We start from the raw sequence: 19,414 nt of genomic DNA, 5'->3' as shown, positions 1-19,414 counted from the left end.
ATCTCACCCAGCCATGGAAGTAACCAACCAGCTTGTGAAGGGCGGCGAGTTTATCATTAAGGAAACCAACGCCCAAGACGTATTTACGCCCGCCGATTTTTCGGAGGAGCAGAACATGATGCACCAGACGGCGCTGGACTTCGTGGAGAAGGAAGTGCAGCCGCTGCTGGAGCGCCTCGATAACCACGAGGAAGGCCTGATGCGCAGCCTGATGGAAAAGGCAGGTGAGCTGGGCCTGTTCGGGGTGAGCATTCCTGAGCAGTACGGCGGACTGGATATGGACTTCCCCACGTCGCTGCGCGTGACGGAAGGGGTAGGCGGCGGCCACTCATTCCCGGTAGCTTTTGCGGCCCACACGGGCATTGCTATGCTGCCCATTCTGTATTTCGGCAACGAGGAGCAGAAGGCGAAGTACCTGCCCGGCCTGACCTCGGGCGAGCTGATGGGTGCCTACTGCCTCACCGAGCCCGGCTCGGGCTCCGACGCCTTGGGCGCTAAAACCAAAGCCGTGCTGACCGAAGACGGGGAGCATTATGTACTCAACGGCCAGAAAATGTGGATTACGAATGGCGGCTTCGCCGACGTATTCATCGTATTCGCCAAGATTGACGGGGAGCAGTTCACCGGCTTCATCGTGGAGAAAAACACGCCCGGCCTGAGCCTCGGCAACGAGGAGCACAAAATGGGTATTAAAGGCTCCTCGACCCGTCAGGTGTTCCTGTCGGACGTGAAGGTGCCGAAGTCGGCGGTGCTGGGTGAGATTGGCAAAGGCCACCTCATTGCTTTCAACATCCTCAACATCGGCCGCATCAAGCTGGCCGCGGCTTGCTTGGGTGCCTCTAAAATGGCGGCTACGTTGAGCGTGAAGTACGCCAACGAGCGGGTGCAGTTCAAGCTGCCCATTAGCAAGTTTGGCGCTATCAAGTACAAGCTGGCCCAGCAGGCTATCCGTATCTACGCCGTAGAATCGGCTATTTACCGGGCCGGTATGGACATCTTCCACATGGAGCAGGAACTGCTCGGCAAGGGCCAGAGCCACAACGAAGCCCTGCTGGGTGCTGCCCGCGAGTTTGCCGTGGAGTGCGCCATCCTGAAAGTGGAAGGCTCGGAAGTGCTGGATTACGTGGTGGACGAAGGCGTGCAGGTGTACGGTGGCTACGGCTTCTCGGCCGACTACCCCATGGACCGCGCCTACCGGGATTCGCGCATCAACCGCATCTTCGAGGGTACCAACGAAATCAACCGCATGCTGGCGGTGGATATGATCCTGAAGAAAGGCCTGAAAGGGGAGCTGGACCTGATGGGCCCGGCTCAGGCTGTGCAGCAGGAGCTGATGGCTATTCCGGACTTCAACCTGGAAGAAGAAACCGGCCTGTTTGCCACCGAGAAAAAGACTATTGCCAAGCTGAAAAAGGCCATTCTGATGGTAGCCGGTACGGCCGTACAGAAGTACATGAACTCCCTGGCCAAAGAGCAGGAGGTACTGATGAACATTGCCGACATGGCCATCAAAGTGTACACCGCCGAAAGCACCCTGCTGCGCGTGGAGAAAGAAGCCGGCGTGAAAGGCGAGGAGGAACTGTCGACGCAGATTGATATTGCCCGCGTGTACCTGGCCGACACCGTAGACCAGGTAAACAAGTTCGGCAAAGATGCCATTGCCTCCATGACGGAAGGCGATGAGCAGCGTCTGCTGGCCATGGGCCTCAAGCGCTTCACCAAGGCCGACTTGTTCAACGCCAAAGACGCTCGTCGCCGCATTGCCGATAAGCTGATTGCCGCCAACGAGTACGTATACTAAGGACCACTGATTAACATGGATTCCTCGCGAATTTCACGGATTTTGTGGACGGTGCTGGCAGGCGCTTTCTGCGGGTCATGAAACTGACGAGAATCAGAGAAACAGCAAGCCGCTCCCATTTCGGGGGCGGCTTGCTGCATTTTGGAAGTAGGCCATGGCACTTAATACTGGTTGTGCACAACGCCAGTGGCCGGGGTACCGTTTGCAGGTAGATACTCCCACCTTCAACTCCCTCCAGCTATGGCCAACGAACAGGTACAGGGTAAAGACTTTTACGAGAGCGTGCTGCGGTTTTACGACCACGCGGCCAGTTTCTCCAAGCTCGACCCCGGTATTCTGGCCCAGATCCGGGCCTGCAACAGCATCTACAAAGTAAATTTCCCAGTGGAAGTCGACGGCCACGTGCAGGTGTTCGAGGGTATCCGGGTGCAGCACAGTCACCACAAGCTGCCCAGCAAGGGTGGCATCCGCTACAGCGTGTACGTGGATGAGGAGGAAGTAATGGCGCTGGCTACGCTCATGACGTTTAAGTGCGCCATTGTGGATGTGCCGTTTGGTGGGGCGAAAGGCGGCGTGAAAATCAACCCGCGCACCACGCCCGAGCACGTGCTGGAGCGCGTGACCCGCCGCTATGCCACGGAGCTAATCAAAAAAAATCTTATCGGCCCCGGTATGGACGTGCCGGCACCCGACTACGGTACGGGCAGCCGCGAAATGGCTTGGATTGCCGATACCTACATGACCTTCAAATACGGTGACACCAACGCCTTAGGCTGCGTGACCGGCAAGCCGGTAGGGCAGGGCGGTATTCGGGGGCGAACCGAAGCCACAGGTCTGGGTGTGTTCTACGGCCTGCGCGAGCTGCTGCTGGACGAACCAATACTAGCCAAAGTGGGCCTGAGCAGCGGCGTGGCGGGCAAGCGCATTATTGTGCAGGGACTGGGCAACGTGGGCTACTACGCGGCCAAATTCTGTCAGGAAGCTGGGGCACTCATCATCGGTATTGCCGAGCGGGAAGGTGGAATCTACAATGAAGCCGGCCTGGATGTAGATGCTGTATTCCGGCACCGGCAGCAGGGCGGCACCATTCTGGGGTTTGCCGGGGCCGAAGACTTGGCCGAGTCGCTGGATTTGCTGGAGCGGGAGTGTGACGTACTGATTCCGGCCGCTTTGGAAAATCAGATTCATGAAGGTAACGCGGACCGCATCAAAGCCAAAATCATTGCGGAAGGAGCCAATGGGCCTACCACCCAGGCCGCCGAGAAAATCCTGCTCGATAAGGGCGTTATCATCCTGCCCGACTTGTACCTGAATGCCGGCGGCGTAACGGTATCGTACTTTGAGTGGCTGAAAAACTTGTCGAACGTGCGTTTCGGACGCATGGGCAAGCGGGCCGAAGAAGGTGCCATGCGCCGCTTGGTAGAAACTATTGAGCGAACTACCGGCAAAGCCATCACCGACCAGGAGCGCCAACTCATTGTGCACGGCGCCGATGAAATTGACTTGGTGCATTCCGGCCTTGAAGACACCATGATTACGGCTTACCATTCTATCCGTAAAGTGATGGACGACGTGCCCGGCATCACCGATCTGCGCACGGCCGCCTTCTACAACGCTATTGAAAAAATTGGCGTGAGCTACCAGTCATTGGGCATCTTTCCGTAAACCAGCAGGAATATCCGCCCACAAAAAGGCCGCCCCTAGGAACAGGAGCGGCCTTTTTGCATCAAAACAGACGTGCCGGAACAGATTTGCGGCATCAGTGCCATCCTCTGCATCCGTGATTTATTTAACCACTATCTTATTCAGCATTAGTGCTGCCGATTTTTTGTTGGGACGGCTGACACCAAGGATAGTCTTGGCGTCGAGCCAAGTCGTGAAGTCCTTCACGTAGGAGGGGTTCTGGTCGGCGGCCACGTTCAGCCCCAGGCCTTTCGGCTCCGATACCACGCCCGTTTGCACATTCACGCGGCGCAGGTACAAGTCCGATTTGTTCTTGAGCTTTTCCCAGGTTACTACCTGCAGGTCTTGGCCAAACACGGCAGCCCGGTACCCAATGCTGCTAAATCCCTCGGCGGCGGGGGCTACTTGGTCTTTAGCGATAATGCTGTGCCAGGTTGGCGTCTGAAACTCGTTGTAGCCGAACAGATGCAACTCACGAGTGTGGCCAGGCGAGTCGTCGCCCCCTTCTTCATACTTCTTTTCGGCTACTACTACCAGCTGCTTCTCATCGTTGAGCAGTAAGTCGGTCAGGTAGACGTCTTCTAAGCGTTTCGCCTGGGTGCTGCTGGCCTTATTTACCTCAGCCAAATATTCCGGAGTAAAGCGGAATTCCGGCGCAAACTTCATGTCGCCTTCGCCCGAAAAGTCAAACTTTACGGCCTTCAGGCTGTAGTAGGCCCCGCCTTCCCGCTCGTTGCAAATGGCGGCCGCGTACAAGGTATTATCGGGCAGCAGCTGGAACCGGGAGTCGAACACGTTGACAACCTTACCGCCAAACGTGCCACCCACCGATACCGACATCACTTTTACATCGGGCGAATCGTTGCGGTAGCGGCGCACGCTGAGCTTCTTCATCTCATCACCCACCAGCGTTACATATTGCGAGCCATCGTTCCCCACGTGCACAGTGGTTGAGAAGAAGCCACCCTGGTCGTGAAAGTCGAAGGTGCGGTCTTTCAGTTTCAGCAACTTCTCATCGTAGATACTGGCGGTAATAGCTTTCAGTTGGTTGCCCTGCGTGAGGTAGCGCCACACCACCAGCTTGGTGCCATCCGGGGAAAAGGATACGCCTGGCCGCCGTTCGCGCAGGCCGGCATCCAGCAGCTTTTTCGCCGGGCTTTTCTGGCCCGACGTCAGATCAATGGTGTAGCCCGTGAGCTGCTGAGCGCTGCCGCCCTGATGCACCACCACCGTGGCCTGGCCGTTGCTGCGCGTGAAGCCATCAATACTTTCCCCGGCCGCCAAGGGTAAGGTGGTACTCCACAGGCGCTTCAGGTCGGCGTCGTAGCGCTCCACGGCGTATTCTGTGCCCGCTTTGTGCGCCAGTATTATAAAGCTGCCCGCCGTGAGCGGCAGCGTTTTCTTGGTAACACGTTGGTTATACCGGTCCTCTGACTGCTCTGGAAGGTAGCTGAAAGCTGCTGATTTAACGCGTTGCGCCAACACCTTCGGAGCGGCCGACAGAAACAAAGCTGCCGAAATTCCCGCAGTCAACAAAAAAGAAAAACGCACAGGTAAAGACAGTTACGTGAAGGGAAGTCAGATTCTCAAAAAAATGTACTCTCCAAAGGTATCCAACTTGTGGTGTAGTTCGTACACACCCCCGCTTTGCAGCCATAGGATACGCCTCCGGCAAATAGTTCATGCTTTCTTAACGTCAAACGGACGTCAGAGGTGAAGAGTATAGCCGTACTTTGTAATACAAAATGTATAGGCAAAGGGCAAAATCACAACAGCCGGGACACGTTCGGCTTTATCGAGCAAAATGAATATTTTGTATATTCAATGTTTGTGAGATGTGCTGTGCGTTTTGGGCTTAAATGGTATGCAGAGGCTTTTTCTTTGATTTTTCTGTAGTTTTTAAGGAGGGTTTGTAGGATTTCAAAACCATTGGTCTGAAATTTGTGCCCGCTTGCGACTACTTAACGTTGGCCATTTGTTATGAAGTCTTTGTTACGCTTTTCTCTTATGATTTCGCTGGTTGTCCTGGGTAAGCTGAATCAGCAGGCTCTGAGCCCGGAAATGGTTGCCAAGCCGACTCGTGCTACCTGGCAACTCCCGGCCCGGACAGCCTCGCTGTTGCAAAGCTCACCGGCCGTCAAGCGAAAGACGGGAGGCGGGTCGTCCTTTTGGCAGGCTACTGCTCCTGCCGTCACTGCCACTTCCATTGAATAGCTCCTCTGCCAGACGACTTTAAGTCGTCTTTTTTATGCTTGGGTAGATACAATAAGGCCCGGCCGGTTTCATCATTCATGAAACCGGCCGGGCCTTATTGTATCTACAACCTGAGTCGTTAACTGATGCGGCTCCAGTTTACGGCCGTAGCGGGCAGGCTCTCGATGTGCCGCCGGATGGCCAGATTTTCCGGTTTACTTAGGCCAGGGTCATCGTGCAGAATAGCTTGGGCCGCCGCCCTGCTCTCCGTAAGAATGCGGCCGTCCTTGGCTAAGTCGGCAATCAGCAGGTCCAGTACCCCGCTTTGCTGCGTGCCCATTAGGTCGCCGGGGCCGCGCAATTTCAGGTCGATGTCGGCAATTTCGAAGCCGTTGTTGGTGCGCACCATGGTTTCAATGCGGGTGCGCGAATCCTTGCTGAGCTTATAGCCACTCATCAGGATGCAGTAGCTCTGCTCGGCACCCCGGCCCACCCGGCCCCGCAGCTGGTGCAGCTGCGAAAGGCCAAACCGCTCGGTGCTCTCAATCACCATTACGGAGGCATTGGGTACGTTCACACCTACTTCAATTACGGTGGTAGCCACCATAATCTGCGTTTCGTTTTTGAGGAAGCGCTGCATTTCGGCGTCCTTCTCGGCGGCACTCATGCGGCCGTGCACAATACTGATCTGAAACTCGGGGAAGGCACGGGCCACGCTTTCGTAGCCATCCATGAGGTCCTTGTAATCGGACATGGTTTCGCTTTCCTCAATCAGCGGGTACACGATGTACACCTGCCGGCCCAGCCGAATCTGGTCACGCAGAAAGCCGAATACCTTGAGTCGGTTTGAGTCGAAGCGGTGCACCGTCACGATGGGCTTGCGGCCGGCCGGCAACTCGTCGATGACAGATACGTCAAGGTCGCCGTAGAGGGTCATGGCCAGAGTACGCGGAATGGGCGTAGCGGTCATTACCAGCACGTGCGGGATTACGTGGGGGTTTTTCTGCCAGAGCTTGGAACGCTGGGCCACCCCGAAGCGGTGCTGTTCGTCCATGATGGTGAGACCCAAATTCTTGAACTGCACTACATCTTCCAGCAAAGCGTGGGTGCCCACCAGCATGTGCATCTCGCCGGAGCGGAGCTGCTCGTGCAGCACGCGCCGCTCGGCGGTGCGGGTACTGCCCGTAAGCTTGCCAATTTTGAGCCCCAGCAAATCGGCAAAGCCCTTCAGGCCCACGTAGTGCTGGTCGGCCAGGATTTCGGTGGGCGCCATCAGGCAGCTTTGGGCCCCATTGTCGGCGGCCATGAGCATGCTGATGAAGGCCACAATGGTTTTTCCGGAGCCCACGTCGCCCTGCAGTAGTCGGTTCATCTGCTTGCCCGCGCAGAAATCCTTATAGATATCATGAATCACCCGTTTCTGTGCTCCAGTGAGGTCGAAGGGCATCACGTTTTTGTAGAAGTGCACCAAGGTGGGCACCTCCTTGAAAATCTGGCCGGCCAGCGTCACTTTGCGCTGGTCGCGCTGGCGCAGTAGCTTCAACTGCACGTAGAACAACTCCTCAAACTTCAGCCGAAAACGGGCCTTCTGCAGCAGATCAGAGTTTTGCGGAAAGTGAATCTGCTGCAGCGCCGTGGCTTTGTCCATCAGGCCATACTGCTGGATGAGGTCGGCCGAAAGGGTTTCCTGGACCTGCGGCAGCGCAATTTTCAGCAGGTCGCTGGCCATGCGTGCAATGGCCTTGCTGTCTACGCGGTGGTAATTCTTGAGCTTTTCGGTGGTATTATATACGGGCTGCAGGTAGCTCTGGCCGGCTTTCTGCTCGGTTACCTCTTCCAGCTCCGGGTGAGCCATCTGGGGGCGGCCCTGAAACATGGTGGGCTTGCCGAATACAATGTACTCCTGGTGATTTTTAATAATCTTCTCCAGGTAGTTTACGCCCTTGAACCACACCAACTCTAACTCGCCGCTGGCATCCACTATTTTGGCCACCATGCGCTTTTTGGGGCCCTCGCCAATCACCTCACGGCCGCGCAATATGCCCTTCACCTGCACAAACGGCAGGTCGTCGTGCAGGTCGCAGATATTGTAAAACTGGGTGCGGTCGAGGTACCGGAAAGGGTAGCGCTGAATCAGGTCACCGTACGTGAACAGATTCAGTTCTTTCTGCAGCAGCTGCGCCCGTTGTAGGCCTACTCCCCGCAGGTACTCAATCTTAGTCTGAAAGAAATTACTCATCCTGATCAGCTGGTAACTACTGGCTGATGGCTGTTTGGTTTAGTGGGTGGCTGGTAAGCGGCTGGCAGCCGGTTTTACCGATACTTCAAGGTATTAAGTAACCGTACCACGTCCTGCTTCACGTACTCAATCACCGGGGCCAACGAGTCGTTGGCCGTAGCGGTACGGAAATACAGGGCCCCCCGGAAGAAGTGGCGGGTGCTATCCGTAGTGTAAAACTGAAACTGGCTGGGTACCTCGCCCTGCAGCTCAAACACCGCTACGCGCATACCGTTTGGGGTTTTTAGCACCGATTCGTCAATGGCCGTGGCCTTGATTTCGTGCTTGCTGGTGAGCTTGCGGGCATCTTCCAGCAGCTTGCCATATAGCTGCGACCGGCTCTTGAGGTCGGCGTAGGTAATCTGCACATTGGCCTTGAGTTGCGGATAGTACACATTGATCCAGTGCGGCTGCGCCAGATACGAGGAGTCGCGCAGAATTTTGGCGTAACGCGAGTACTCAAATGTATACGGGTGCCCCGGCGCCAGCTGTTGGTAAGCATGGGGCGGTAGGTCGATGCGGTTATAACCCTTGGGTTTGGGTGTGAAGTCGGGCGTGGTGGTGCAGCCAGCAGCTAGCAGCGTGAGCAAACACACCGCGCCGGTAGCGCGCAAGAAAGAGGAAACGGCCATGCGGAAGCGGGGTCGGATGAGCAGGTAAAGGTACCAAGAAACCAGTGCCATGTCTGCACCCGTTCCCTAATGTGCAGAAAGCCCCGGCTACTGCCGGGGCTTTCTGAATATAGCATAGGACGGCACTAAGCGCCGGCTAGCAGAGTAGATGCTAAAAAGGGAGCTGGTCCAGTTCCGGCTCCTGCCGGAACGTGGTCGGTGCTTCGGCTGCCGGTGCAGGCTGCCCGGCATCGGCAGCAGAGCGGCTGCCCAGTAAGGAAATTTCTTCGGCTACAATTTCCGTCACATAGCGCGTCTGGTTGTCTTTATCCTGGTACTGCCGGGTACGGATGCGGCCCTCTACATACACCTGCTGGCCTTTCCGAAGGTATTTCTCGGCCAGCTCAGCCAAGCTACGCCACGCAGCAATAGTGTGCCACTCGGTACGCTCTACGCGGTTGCCTTGCTTGTCTTTATAGTACTCATTGGTGGCCATAGTGAAATTAGCCACCGTGTTGCCACCTTCCAAGTGCCGCACCTCGGGGTCTTTGCCCAAGTGCCCAATCAGAATAACCTTGTTTACGCTTGCCATTAGAATGTTCTTTTAAGAAGAAGCAGATTATTATTCAGTGGTTTAAAGATACGAAAAAGAACATATAATGCCAAAATAATTGGCTATTTATATGTTAATATTGCTAATATAGTTAGTTATTAAAATTGATTTGGGTAAGTCCTCAATGGCTGCTGCCTGATAAGGTGCCAAACCTGTGCGCTGCAGCACCTCTGCTGACAAAGGTGCCTCCAGCCATACCGGGTGAAATTTGGCTTCTACTTTTTGATGGCTCAGCACGTGGCGCAGTGCGGCTACGGGCTCTTCGGCTGTGTTAGTGAGCATACGCCCACCCAGGCTTTCCACGGCCTCCACTACCGCCAATGCAGGTAAGTCGGCGGTATCTGCCTCGTGCAAAGCAAAGTCGTACAACCCTTCCCATATGTCCTTGGGCCCCCGTTTGCGCAGGTACACCGTATCCGCGTACCGCAGCACGAGGTAATGGAAGTAGCGGGTGCGGGCCGCTTTGGCCTTGCTCTTAACGGGCAACTCCTGCACCAATCCTCGTTGAAACGCGAAGCAGTGCTGCTGCAGCGGGCAGAACAGGCAGTCGGGCTTCTGGGGCGTGCATTGGATAGCCCCAAACTCCATAATGGCCTGGTTGAATTCGGCTGGCTGGCTGGCCGGAATCAGCGTGTCGGCTAGCTGTTGAAACACCTTGCGGCTGGCGGGCACGGCAATATCCTGGCTCAAGCCAAACACCCGGGCCAGCACCCGAAACACGTTGCCATCCAGTACGGCCACCTGCTCATCGTAAGCAAAGGAAGCAATGGCCGCTGCCGTGTACTGCCCCACGCCACGCAGTTGCAGCAGTTCCTGGTAGCTGCCCGGAAACTGCTCCCCATATTGCTGCACTACTTGCTGAGCCGTATGGTGCATGTTGCGGGCCCTAGAGTAGTAGCCCAGCCCCTGCCAGTGCCGTAGTACTTCGTCCTGCGGGGCTGCCGCCAGATCCTGCACGGTGGGGTAGGAGGTGATGAAATCGAGGTAGTAGGGGAGACCCTGCTTCACGCGCGTTTGCTGCAAAATCACCTCCGACAACCAGATGGCGTAGGGGTCACGGGTGTGGCGCCACGGCAGGTCGCGGCGGTGGCGGGGGTACCAATTCAGCAGGGCCGTCGAAAACCAGGAGCGGGAGGAGTCTGTTGGGGATGGGCTCAAGGGTTTGAGAAAGAATAAGTTGGATGCAACCGTGACACCCGGTCAGATTGCAGGAAAACCGTTTGTAAAACCGAAAAAGGGGACTACCTTTGTGCCCCTCAAAACGCAGGCAAACTCTTACCGGGCAAGTGCTTACGTTTTGAGGAGCGGCATCTTTTTTGCCAACCAGAACATTTTTCACTCCCTAGTACACTTACCAGCGTGACTAAAGCAGAAGTAATTGCCGAAATTGCCGACAAGACCGGCATCGAGAAAGCAGAAGTTTCGGCTACCGTAGAAGCCTTCTTCAAAGTCGTGAAGGACTCGATGGCTGAAGGCAACAACATTTATGTGCGTGGCTTTGGCTCTTTCGTAAACAAAAAACGCGCGAAAAAAGTAGCCCGCAACATCTCGAAAAACACGTCGATTATCATCGACGAGCATTTCATCCCCAGCTTCAAGCCGTCGAAGACCTTCATTGGTAAGATCAAAAACAGCAAAAAAATCAAGGAACTGGCTGCCTAAGCATCCCGTTTCATTTGTTTGCCGGCTGAGCCGCCGGGCATGCCCTGCTAAGGCAACCCGGCGGCCGGCTTTTTTCCCGTGCTGATGGCATCCACTACCGCATCTTCCAAGCATCAAATCCTTGTTCTGGCCCTGGCGTTTGCGCTGGTGGCCGGTTTGTTTTTGTTGCCGAAGGTAATTGTGAAGCCCAAGGAGGGCAAAGAGTCGCTGACGCAAAGCGCCGCCCGCACCGCCAACCGTGACCAAGGGGCCGCCGCTCCTTCCACGGCCGCTAGCGGCTTGGATGAGCACGGCCACCCAGTGGGCAGCCATGAGGCTACCCCCGAGCAGCCACACATGGCGGTGCCGGCCGCTCAGCGTCAGGAAATTACTGCGTTGGTGCGTAAGTTCACGGCCGAAACCGAACAGTCGGCGAAGTTGCGCCTGGCGCAGCAACTGGCTGATAAGTACAAGGGTGTGGAGCGTTTCGACAGTGCCGGCTATTACCTGGAGCAAGTTGCCGTGGCCCGCCCCGGCGAGCAAACTTGGAAACGGGCCGCCGATGCGTACTTCGAAGCGTTTAGCTTTGCCACCACTGAGGAGCGCCAGAACCTGCTGGGTGCCAAGTGCCGGGAGTTGTACGAGCGGGTGTTGAAAAACAACCCCGACAACCTCGACGCCAAGAACAACCTAGGTATGGCGTACATGAACACCAGCAACCCCATGAAAGGCGTAGGCCTATTGCGGGAAGTGCTGGCAGCTGATCCGAAAAACGAGAAAACGCTGTATAACCTTGGTTTGCTGGCTATTAAGAGCGGTCAGTTCAGCCGGGCAGTAGAGCGTTTTGAGGAGCTTGTGAAAGTAAACCCCGAAAACGTCGACGGACAGTTTTATCTTGGCGTCTCGTTAGCCAAAACCGGCGCGAAGGAAGAAGCCCGCAAAGCCTTCCAGAAAGCCAAAAGCATCAGCCCCGACCCGGCCCTGGCCGCTACGGTGGATGAAGAGCTAAAGAAGCTACAGTAAAGTAGTTACCAGTTGTTGGTTGTCAATTGCTAGGTTCATCTAATAGCCGACAACCAATTATTGGTGATTATTAAAAGAAAAAGAATCATTCAACCACTTAACCCACATCAACATGCCTTGCGGTAAAAAAAGAAAGCGTCATAAGATTGCCACTCACAAGCGGAAGAAGCGTCTGCGCAAGAACCGTCACAAGAAGAAGTAAGCCCTGCCGGGGTTTGCTGGCGGGTATTTCCTAAGCGGAAACCGTACCCGTCTATCTTTCACTTAGGTTCTCTGAGAGTGGCCATAAGTTTGCTTTCCCCGTGGCTTGGAAGGGAAGCCGGCGCCCCGTGCGCTGGCTTCCCTTTACGGGTTTCGGGGGGCACGCTTCCCACAAGGGGCTGCTCCGCCAGGGATTCTACTCTAACCGCTTAATCCATTGAGTAACGAATTAATCATTAATTCTACTCAGGACGGAGAACGGATTGCCCTGCTACAGGACAAGCGGCTCATCGAATATCATTTCGACCGCAACGACACCGCCTACTCGGTGGGTGACATCTTCCTGGGCACGGTCAAGAAAGTTATGCCCGGTCTGAACGCCGCGTTCATTGACATCGGGTACCAAAAAGACGCCTTCCTGCACTACGGCGACCTGGGGGAGAATTTTCCTTCTTTGGTGAAGTGGGGCAAAGGCGTCCACTCGCAGAAAATACCCGTTGGGCCCCTGAAAACCTTTCAGTTTGACGGGACGCTCGACAAAGTCGGCAAAATCGACAACGTCCTGAAAAAGGGCCAGCAACTGGTGGTGCAAATCATCAAGGAGCCGATTTCCACCAAAGGGCCGCGCCTGTCAATGGATATTTCCATGGCTGGCCGCTACTTGGTGCTGGTGCCGTTTTCGAATACCATCAGCGTATCCAAAAAGATTGTCAGCAAAACGGAGCGGGAGCGGCTTAAGCGGCTCATTGCCTCCATCAAGCCCGATAATTTTGGCGTGATTATCCGCACCGTGGCCGAAGGCCGCGAAGTGGCTGAACTCGACCGGGATATGACGAATATGGTGGAGAAATGGAACACGCTGTTCCAGAACCTGAAGACGGGGAAACCCAACGACAAGATTCTGGGCGAGCTGGGCCGCACCTCTTCTATGCTGCGCGACATGCTCAACGAGTCGTTCGATGCCATTACCGTGGACTCGGCGCCGATGTATGAGGAAATGCGCAGCTACCTGCAGCAGATTGCCCCCGATAAGCTGGGGCTGCTGAAGCTGCACACCGGTAAGGTGAAAATCTTCGAGCAGTACGGTATTGAGAAACAGCTGAAAACGCTGTTTGGCAAAACCGTAACGGTGCCCGGAGGCGGTTACCTGGTGGTGGAACACACGGAAGCTCTGCACGTTATCGATGTAAACTCAGGTAACAAGAGCAACCAAGAAGGCGACCAAGAGGCCACCGCCCTGCACGTAAACCTCGCGGCTGCCAAAGAAGTAGCCCGCCAGCTCCGGCTGCGCGACATGGGCGGCATCATCGTCGTCGATTTCATTGATATGAAATCGGGCGAGAGCCGCAAGAAGGTAGAAGATGCCGTGCACAGCATCATGAAACATGATAAGGCACGGTACACCATTCTGCCCATCACCAAGTTTGGCCTGCTTCAGATTACCCGGCAGCGCGTGCGGCCGGCCGAAGCCATTGTCACCGGTGAGGTGTGCCCTACCTGCGGTGGCACGGGTAAGATTTCCGCTTCCATCCTCGTGACGGACGAAATCGACAACAGCATTGACGACCTGCTGGTAGCCCAAAACCAGTCGGGTATTACGCTTTCGGTGCATCCTTTCCTGCACGCCTACTACACCAAAGGGTTGGTAAGCCGGCAGATGAAATGGTACTTGAAGTACTACAAGTGGGTAAAAGTGATGAAGGACACGAGTCTGGGCCTCACTGAGTACCGCATTGAGGACGAGCACGGCGAGGAAATCGAGCTGCACTCGGCCGCGGCGGCCATGAGCCGGTTGCAGGACCGGGAACTGGAAATAACTGACTGACGGATTTTTTCTGCGAAAAAAACTCCTCCTGATAGAAGAAACGCCCGTTGCACTGGAAGTGTAACGGGCGTTTTTGCTGATGGATGGCTTAGGTATTTAGCTACCGAGAGCTAGTATTTACAGGGCAAAATGATGCATTCAGCCAGAAGAGTTGACCATTCGGCGAGGGGTTGCGTACTTGCGAGGCAGCACTTTTTTCATCAGCATGATTTCGCCCGTACCTGTTCCTGTTGAATTTTTGGACGCCGCTCACGCCTACCAGCGGATTCTGGAGCTGGAGCAGGAACTGCAGCAGGTAAAAAAAGATGCCCAGACGGTGGAAACCCGTCTGCAGTATCTGATTAACCAAGTGCAGGAGGGCGTGGTACTGGTGGGGCCGGAGGGCCGGATTGCCTTGCTCAATGACCACTTCTGTACGTTGTGGGAGCTACCAGAACCGGCAGCGTACTGGCTGGGCCGACCTTGGCAGGAACTAGCCACCGTAATGCTGCGGATGGTAGCCGACGTACCCGCTTTCGAGCGGCGCATTCATGAGTTGCGGACGAAGGGTGAGCCAGTATTCAATGAACTGCTGTACCTGAATGACGGCCGGATTCTGGAGCGGGACTTTGTGCCGGTACTGGCTGTAAACGAAATAGGTGCCCGTAGCATGACGCGGGTGCGGGACGTAACGGAATACCATCGGGCTACCGAGCAACTGCGGGCGGTAGCCAGCATTCCGGGGCAGAATCCTAACCCGATTTTCCGGATTGATGCGGAGGGGCAGGTACTATACAACAACCCGGCTGCCAGCGCGCTGCACGCGGCCCTCGACGAGGTAGACCAAGCGCGCTTACTGACTAAAGCACAACGACTGGCCGCTACGGCCTTGGAGCAGAACGCGCCTTGGCAAGTAGATATTCCGGTGGGCAGCAGTTTCTACACGGTGTTTGTGATGCCCTTTCCCGATGAGGGCTACGTGAATCTGTACCTTGTCAACATCACCAAGCGCATCCGGGTAGAGCAGGAACTCAGTCATGCCCGCGACGAAGCGGAGGCGGCCGTGCGGGCCCGGGAGAACTTCCTGGCCAACATGAGCCACGAAATCCGTACGCCCATGAATGGTGTGCTGGGTATGGCCGCGCAGTTGGGCAAAACCCGTCTGGATGCCCGGCAGCTGGAGTTCCTGCGGGTAATCCGGAGTTCCGGGCAGCATTTGCTCAGCATCATCAATGATGTGCTGGACATGGCCAAGATTACTTCCGGCAAGCTAGAGTTCGAGCAAACGGCCTTCAACCTCTGTGACTCCATGGCGGAAGCCATTCAGCCCTTGGTGCATCAGGCCATCGAAAAAGGCATTACCGTATCGGGTACTCCGCTAAAAACCTCGTGCCCGTTGCCTTGGGTTACCGGCGACCCGTACCGCCTGAACCAGGTGCTGATTAACCTGATGGCCAACGCAGTAAAATTCACGGAGCGAGGCGGCCATATTGATGTAATGGGCCGGCAGCTGGACGAAACGCCGGAAACATTAACCGTGGAATTTTCCGTGACTGATACTGGCATAGGTATTCCGGCAGAGCAGCAGCAGCGCATTTTTGAGGGCTTTACCCAGGCCTACGCCGATACAACCCGGCGGTTTGGCGGTACTGGCTTAGGGCTGAGCATTTCCAGGGCCATTGTAGACCAGTTAGGCGGCACGCTGCAGGTGGAAAGCGAGGTTGGCAAAGGAAGCTCATTTCGGTTTCAGCTGACGCTGCCGCGCACCGCGCCAGTAAGCACGGCCCTGGCAGCCTCCACCTTCGATACTGGGGCGTTGCAGGGCCGGCGGGTACTGCTGGTGGAAGACAATGAAATTAACCGGGACGTGGCCCGGATGCTGCTGGAAGAATGGGGCGTGGCCGTTGATGAGGCCGAAAATGGCCGGCAGGGCGTAGATATGTACCAGCAGCAGCTGTACGATGCGGTGCTGATGGATATTCAAATGCCCGGCATGAGCGGGCTAGAGGCTACCGCCCTGATCCGGCAACTGCCGGATGCCAGCAAAGCCAACGTGCCAATTCTGGCCCTGACGGCTAATGCATTTCGGGCCGACAATGCCAAATACCTGGCGGCAGGTATGAATGATTGTCTGACCAAGCCCTTCGAGGAAGCAGACCTGTATCATTCCCTGGAAAGACTCATGCACAGTGCTGGCCCCGCCGTAACCAGTAGCTACGACCTTACCAGGCTGCGGGCCTTATCGCACGGGCGCGAAGCTTTTGTGTTGAAGATTATCCGCTCCTTCCTGAGCAACGTGCCCGCCAGCTTGGTGCAACTGGAGGCTGCCGCCGCTACCGGCGACTGGGCCCAGGTAGCCGCCGTGGTGCATCACATCAAGCCCGGTATTGAATCGTTGGGCGTGCGGGACGTAAGTGCCGCTCTGCTGCAGCTGGAGCAGCATATTCCCGCGAAAGGCTCGGAGCAGGGCCCATCACACGAAGCCGTAGCTCGGTTAGTAGCCCAGGTAAAGCGGGCACTACAGGAATTGCCCCGCGAACTGCCCGCCGAATAAATCAATGAGCAGAGTTCGGCGCGTTTAGAGGCCGCGCAACTGACGATAGAAGTCCTCCTGGTACGATTTGCCCACGGGCACTTCGTACTTGCCCATTTGCAGCATGTTGTCTTCAATGGCATCAATGCGCTGCGTATTCACAATGTAGCTGCGGTGTACCCGCACAAAGTGAGCAAACGGAAGCCGGTCGGTGAGGGCTTTGAGCGTAAGGTATATGATGTGCTTCTGCGTGGCCGTCACCAGAATGGAATAGGTCGACATGGCTTCGATGAAAAGCACGTCGTCGAAATTCAACCGGAGCATTTTCGTGCCCACTTTGATAAAAAGCTCGGAGCTACTGGTATCAGCGGCAGCAGGAGCGGTTGCCGGAGCAGGCTGTGGCTGTCGCCGGTCCAGCACTCGGGTTACGGCCTGCGTGAAACGGGGTAAATCCACGGGCTTCACCAAGTAGTCGGCGGCCTGAAGCTCAAAGGCGTCCACGGCAAAATCCCGGTGCGTGGTTACCATAATAACTGCCGGTGCCGGCTGGGGCAGCAGGCGAGCCAGCTCCAGGCCCGTGAGGTGAGGCATTTCAATATCCAGCAGCAGCAAATCGGCTGTTCCTCCTTCCCGGAAATACTGCAGCGCCTCTAGGCTACCCGGCAATGAAGCCGCCAGGTTGAGTTCCGGAGTTAGCTCCACCATGTGCTCTAGCGTCAACCGATTGATTTCGTTGTCATCAACAATTACGCAAGCAAAAGAGGGAGCCATAGAGCAGTAGTAGAAAGTGGATCAACCGGCTGGATATGCCACGTGTTTCTTTTTGGGAAAGGCCTGAAGCTCAGCCGCCGCAAGTTAGTAGCCGCGCTGCAGACGCAAATAATGCGCCAGCGAGAAAACAGCCCAACCCGGTATTTGACTCGCCAAATCCGGTGTAGGCCGGGACGTACGTAGCTCGGTGCCAGCGCGGATTGGGCATGGAGTACTACCTGCTCACATAAAAAAAGGGGGCGTTCAGGAAGGTTTTTCCCGCATTGGGATAATTGGGTAGGCGGTGGTGACTAGCGGCTGTTACGTTTGGTGCAAGTTCAACGCTTCGGCCATCTGTTACCTGCTACTACACCTGCTCTCATGAAAAAGACTCTACACGCCCTCCTGCTGGTATCCGTACTGAACGCCTCGGCCACGGCCGCTACGCATCCGGTGCACCGCAAAGTGACAAAAGTTGAGCAGCTGCAGAAGAGTGCGGGTAAGGACGCGGCGGAACTGCAGGCCCGCTCGTTGCAGCTCACCTGCTACCTGACCGACATGCTACGGCTGAACAGCCAGCAGGCTGCCGAAGTACGCCGGGCAACGCTGCGAGAGTTGCAGGAGCAGCAGGCTCTCACAGGCAACCAAGCGCTGGCTCACTACGATGCCTGCCTGCTGCGCATCCTGAGTGCCGGGCAGTACAGTACTTTCCGGTGGCTGGAAGACAGACAGCCCGTATCCGGCCTGTTGCAAAGCCCGCTTACGGTCGGTAGCGCTCAGCGGTAAAGCAACTTATTCCCACTGTCTTTTCTTGTTGCATCATGCGTTCTGTTCAACTCCTCTGTGCGGTAGTAGTGGCTTGCTTGTGTCAGGTTAATGCCAGCGCAGGCCCGGTCATCACCAAGAAGAAAACGGCGGCTCCGGCCAAAGTTGAAGCAGTTCAGCCAGCAGCAACAGCGCCGCGGCCGGCTGCAGCTCCGGTGGAAGCTGCGCGCACCAATACTTCGGTAACTATTACAGGTGCCGTAACCGGAGCCGATGGTATGCCGCTGCCGGGTGCTACCGTGTGGCTGACCAATGCACCCCAAGTAGTGGCAGTAACCAATTCGGCGGGGGATTTCACGTTCACGCTGCCCAGCAATGCTGCCGTGAGCATTTCCTGCGGCTACGGTAGAGCGCAGCAGCAACAAGAGCTACTAGTGGCGCCTAACCAGCGGGAAGTGCTTTTCTTTAACCTGCCCGTGGCCGCAACCCGCCGTCGGCACTAAGCTTGGGCTTGTATATGCCATTGAGACGAATCATCAACTGGCTACAGTTTCTGGTGGTAGCCGGCAGCTGTTTAGGCGGGGCCTACTATTGTGCTCATTGTGCCGCCTTCCGGCCTGTGCCTACCACCCGGCAGCCGTTGCTGGTAGCCGGCGGGCGAGTTACTACCCGCGTGGGATTTGCTGGGCAATAAAAAAGCCCGCTGCTCTGGCCAGAGCAGCGGGCTTTTTTATTGCGTGATGCAGAACAGTAGCCCTAGAATTTCAGGCCCAGGTCCAGGGCAAACTCACTGTTTTTGAGTTCTACATCCTTGAATTTCCGCACGTCTTTAAAGTAATTATCGATGTTGAACAGGCCGCGGTGGTAGCTGAAGCCGGCTAGTACCTTGGTGCTTTGACCGAGTTGGTATTCTACCCCGAAGCCCCCCCGCAAGGCAGCATCCGGAATGATAACGTGCTTGGCTGCTTTGGATTCCTGACCATTGCCGGGGTCAGTGTAGCGCTTATCACCGTTGATGCGGCCGGCAATGGCGGCGTTCAGGGAGCCCCCCAGCTGGAAATACAGCTTGGTGTCGGTGGCAATGTCGTTGGTGAACAGCTTCACCGTAACGGGCACCTGCAGGTACTGCAGCCCGATTTTTTGTTCAATGCGCTGGCCGTTGGTGCCGACGTTGGGGTCGAAGTAGGTGATAGTGCCACCCTTGCCGGTGAGTTCCAGCCCAGTGCTGAAGGCGTAATTCTGCCCGAAGAAATAATCGACAATAATACCGCCGCCGATGCTCATCTTGGATTTCTGGTTCTGAAAGCCGTAGGCGCTGGGCGAATCGGCGCGCAGCAGCGAGATAGAGGGAGAAACTTTCAGGCCGATTTCAACCTGGGCCGACGCCGCCCCAATGGTTGTACCGCTGAAAACGAGGGCAAGCAGGGCTTTTTTCATGGCAGCTACAGAATTACGATGAGCAGAAACACGAAGCCACGGCCAAAGGCCGTTTGGTTTTGGCTAATTTCGCCTTAAAGA

At 56.0% G+C, this 19,414-nt stretch carries 15 protein-coding genes; 8 read left to right on the top strand and 7 right to left on the bottom strand.

From position 1 onward, the window contains the following. Positions 1-13 precede the first annotated feature (13 nt). The gene (locus tag LF252_RS16180) at positions 14-1,801 is read left to right on the top strand and encodes an acyl-CoA dehydrogenase family protein (protein ID WP_226270626.1); all 1,788 of its coding nucleotides are present in this window, start codon (positions 14-16) and stop codon (positions 1,799-1,801) included. 240 nt (positions 1,802-2,041) lie between these two features. Beyond that, positions 2,042-3,466, top strand: a complete 1,425-nt coding sequence (locus tag LF252_RS16175; protein WP_226270625.1) for a Glu/Leu/Phe/Val family dehydrogenase — start codon at positions 2,042-2,044, stop codon at positions 3,464-3,466. Positions 3,467-3,586: 120 nt separating this feature from the next. Here LF252_RS16175 and LF252_RS16170 read toward each other — a convergent pair whose 3' ends face one another. The 5 genes from LF252_RS16170 to mutY form a co-directional block, all read right to left on the bottom strand. Then, entirely contained in the window at positions 3,587-5,035 is a 1,449-nt protein-coding gene (locus LF252_RS16170) for a hypothetical protein (protein ID WP_226270624.1), read from the bottom strand. Positions 5,036-5,816: 781 nt separating this feature from the next. After that, complete coding sequence (gene recG / locus LF252_RS16165; RefSeq protein ID WP_226270623.1) at positions 5,817-7,916, bottom strand: ATP-dependent DNA helicase RecG; 2,100 nt, start codon at positions 7,914-7,916, stop codon at positions 5,817-5,819. Positions 7,917-7,990: 74 nt separating this feature from the next. Continuing rightward, a complete protein-coding gene (gene gldD / locus LF252_RS16160; RefSeq protein WP_226270622.1) occupies positions 7,991-8,587 on the bottom strand; it encodes a gliding motility lipoprotein GldD in 597 nt (198 codons plus the stop codon). A 151-nt stretch (positions 8,588-8,738) separates the two neighbouring features. Continuing rightward, on the bottom strand, positions 8,739-9,158 hold the full coding sequence (locus tag LF252_RS16155) for a single-stranded DNA-binding protein (RefSeq protein WP_226270621.1): 420 nt from the start codon (positions 9,156-9,158) through the stop codon (positions 8,739-8,741). An 87-nt stretch (positions 9,159-9,245) separates the two neighbouring features. After that, entirely contained in the window at positions 9,246-10,337 is a 1,092-nt protein-coding gene (gene mutY, locus LF252_RS16150) for an A/G-specific adenine glycosylase (protein WP_226270620.1), read from the bottom strand. A gap of 201 nt (positions 10,338-10,538) precedes the next feature. On the opposite strand from mutY, the gene LF252_RS16145 reads away from it, so the two are divergent. From LF252_RS16145 to LF252_RS16130, 4 genes are all read left to right on the top strand, one after another. Then, complete coding sequence (locus tag LF252_RS16145) at positions 10,539-10,841, top strand: HU family DNA-binding protein (RefSeq protein ID WP_226270619.1); 303 nt, start codon at positions 10,539-10,541, stop codon at positions 10,839-10,841. Positions 10,842-10,925: 84 nt separating this feature from the next. Continuing rightward, positions 10,926-11,843, top strand: coding sequence for a tetratricopeptide repeat protein (locus LF252_RS16140; RefSeq protein ID WP_226270618.1), 918 nt, complete (start codon positions 10,926-10,928; stop codon positions 11,841-11,843). Positions 11,844-12,261: 418 nt separating this feature from the next. Further along, positions 12,262-13,869, top strand: a complete 1,608-nt coding sequence (locus tag LF252_RS16135) for an Rne/Rng family ribonuclease (RefSeq protein WP_226270617.1) — start codon at positions 12,262-12,264, stop codon at positions 13,867-13,869. A 238-nt stretch (positions 13,870-14,107) separates the two neighbouring features. Further along, positions 14,108-16,402, top strand: coding sequence for an ATP-binding protein (locus LF252_RS16130; RefSeq protein ID WP_226270616.1), 2,295 nt, complete (start codon positions 14,108-14,110; stop codon positions 16,400-16,402). Between the two features lie 24 nt (positions 16,403-16,426). Here LF252_RS16130 and LF252_RS16125 read toward each other — a convergent pair whose 3' ends face one another. Then, the gene (locus LF252_RS16125; RefSeq protein ID WP_226270615.1) at positions 16,427-17,152 is read right to left on the bottom strand and encodes a LytR/AlgR family response regulator transcription factor; all 726 of its coding nucleotides are present in this window, start codon (positions 17,150-17,152) and stop codon (positions 16,427-16,429) included. A 360-nt stretch (positions 17,153-17,512) separates the two neighbouring features. On the opposite strand from LF252_RS16125, the gene LF252_RS16120 reads away from it, so the two are divergent. Both LF252_RS16120 and LF252_RS16115 read left to right on the top strand, forming a co-directional pair. Beyond that, positions 17,513-17,917 (top strand): hypothetical protein, encoded by a 405-nt coding sequence (locus tag LF252_RS16120; RefSeq protein WP_226270614.1) that lies wholly within the window; start codon positions 17,513-17,515, stop codon positions 17,915-17,917. A gap of 35 nt (positions 17,918-17,952) precedes the next feature. Then, a complete protein-coding gene (locus LF252_RS16115) occupies positions 17,953-18,399 on the top strand; it encodes a carboxypeptidase-like regulatory domain-containing protein (RefSeq protein WP_226270613.1) in 447 nt (148 codons plus the stop codon). A 253-nt stretch (positions 18,400-18,652) separates the two neighbouring features. Here the strand turns inward: LF252_RS16115 and LF252_RS16110 are convergent, their stop codons facing one another. Continuing rightward, positions 18,653-19,333, bottom strand: coding sequence for a porin family protein (locus LF252_RS16110; protein WP_226270612.1), 681 nt, complete (start codon positions 19,331-19,333; stop codon positions 18,653-18,655). Positions 19,334-19,414 lie beyond the last annotated feature (81 nt).

Origin of the sequence: Hymenobacter pini (assembly GCF_020421205.1) — a bacterium.
GTDB classification, from domain to species: domain Bacteria; phylum Bacteroidota; class Bacteroidia; order Cytophagales; family Hymenobacteraceae; genus Hymenobacter; species Hymenobacter pini.
The sequence above is the reverse complement of the archived record's forward strand: the minus strand, read 5'-3'. Positions and strand labels throughout refer to the sequence as shown.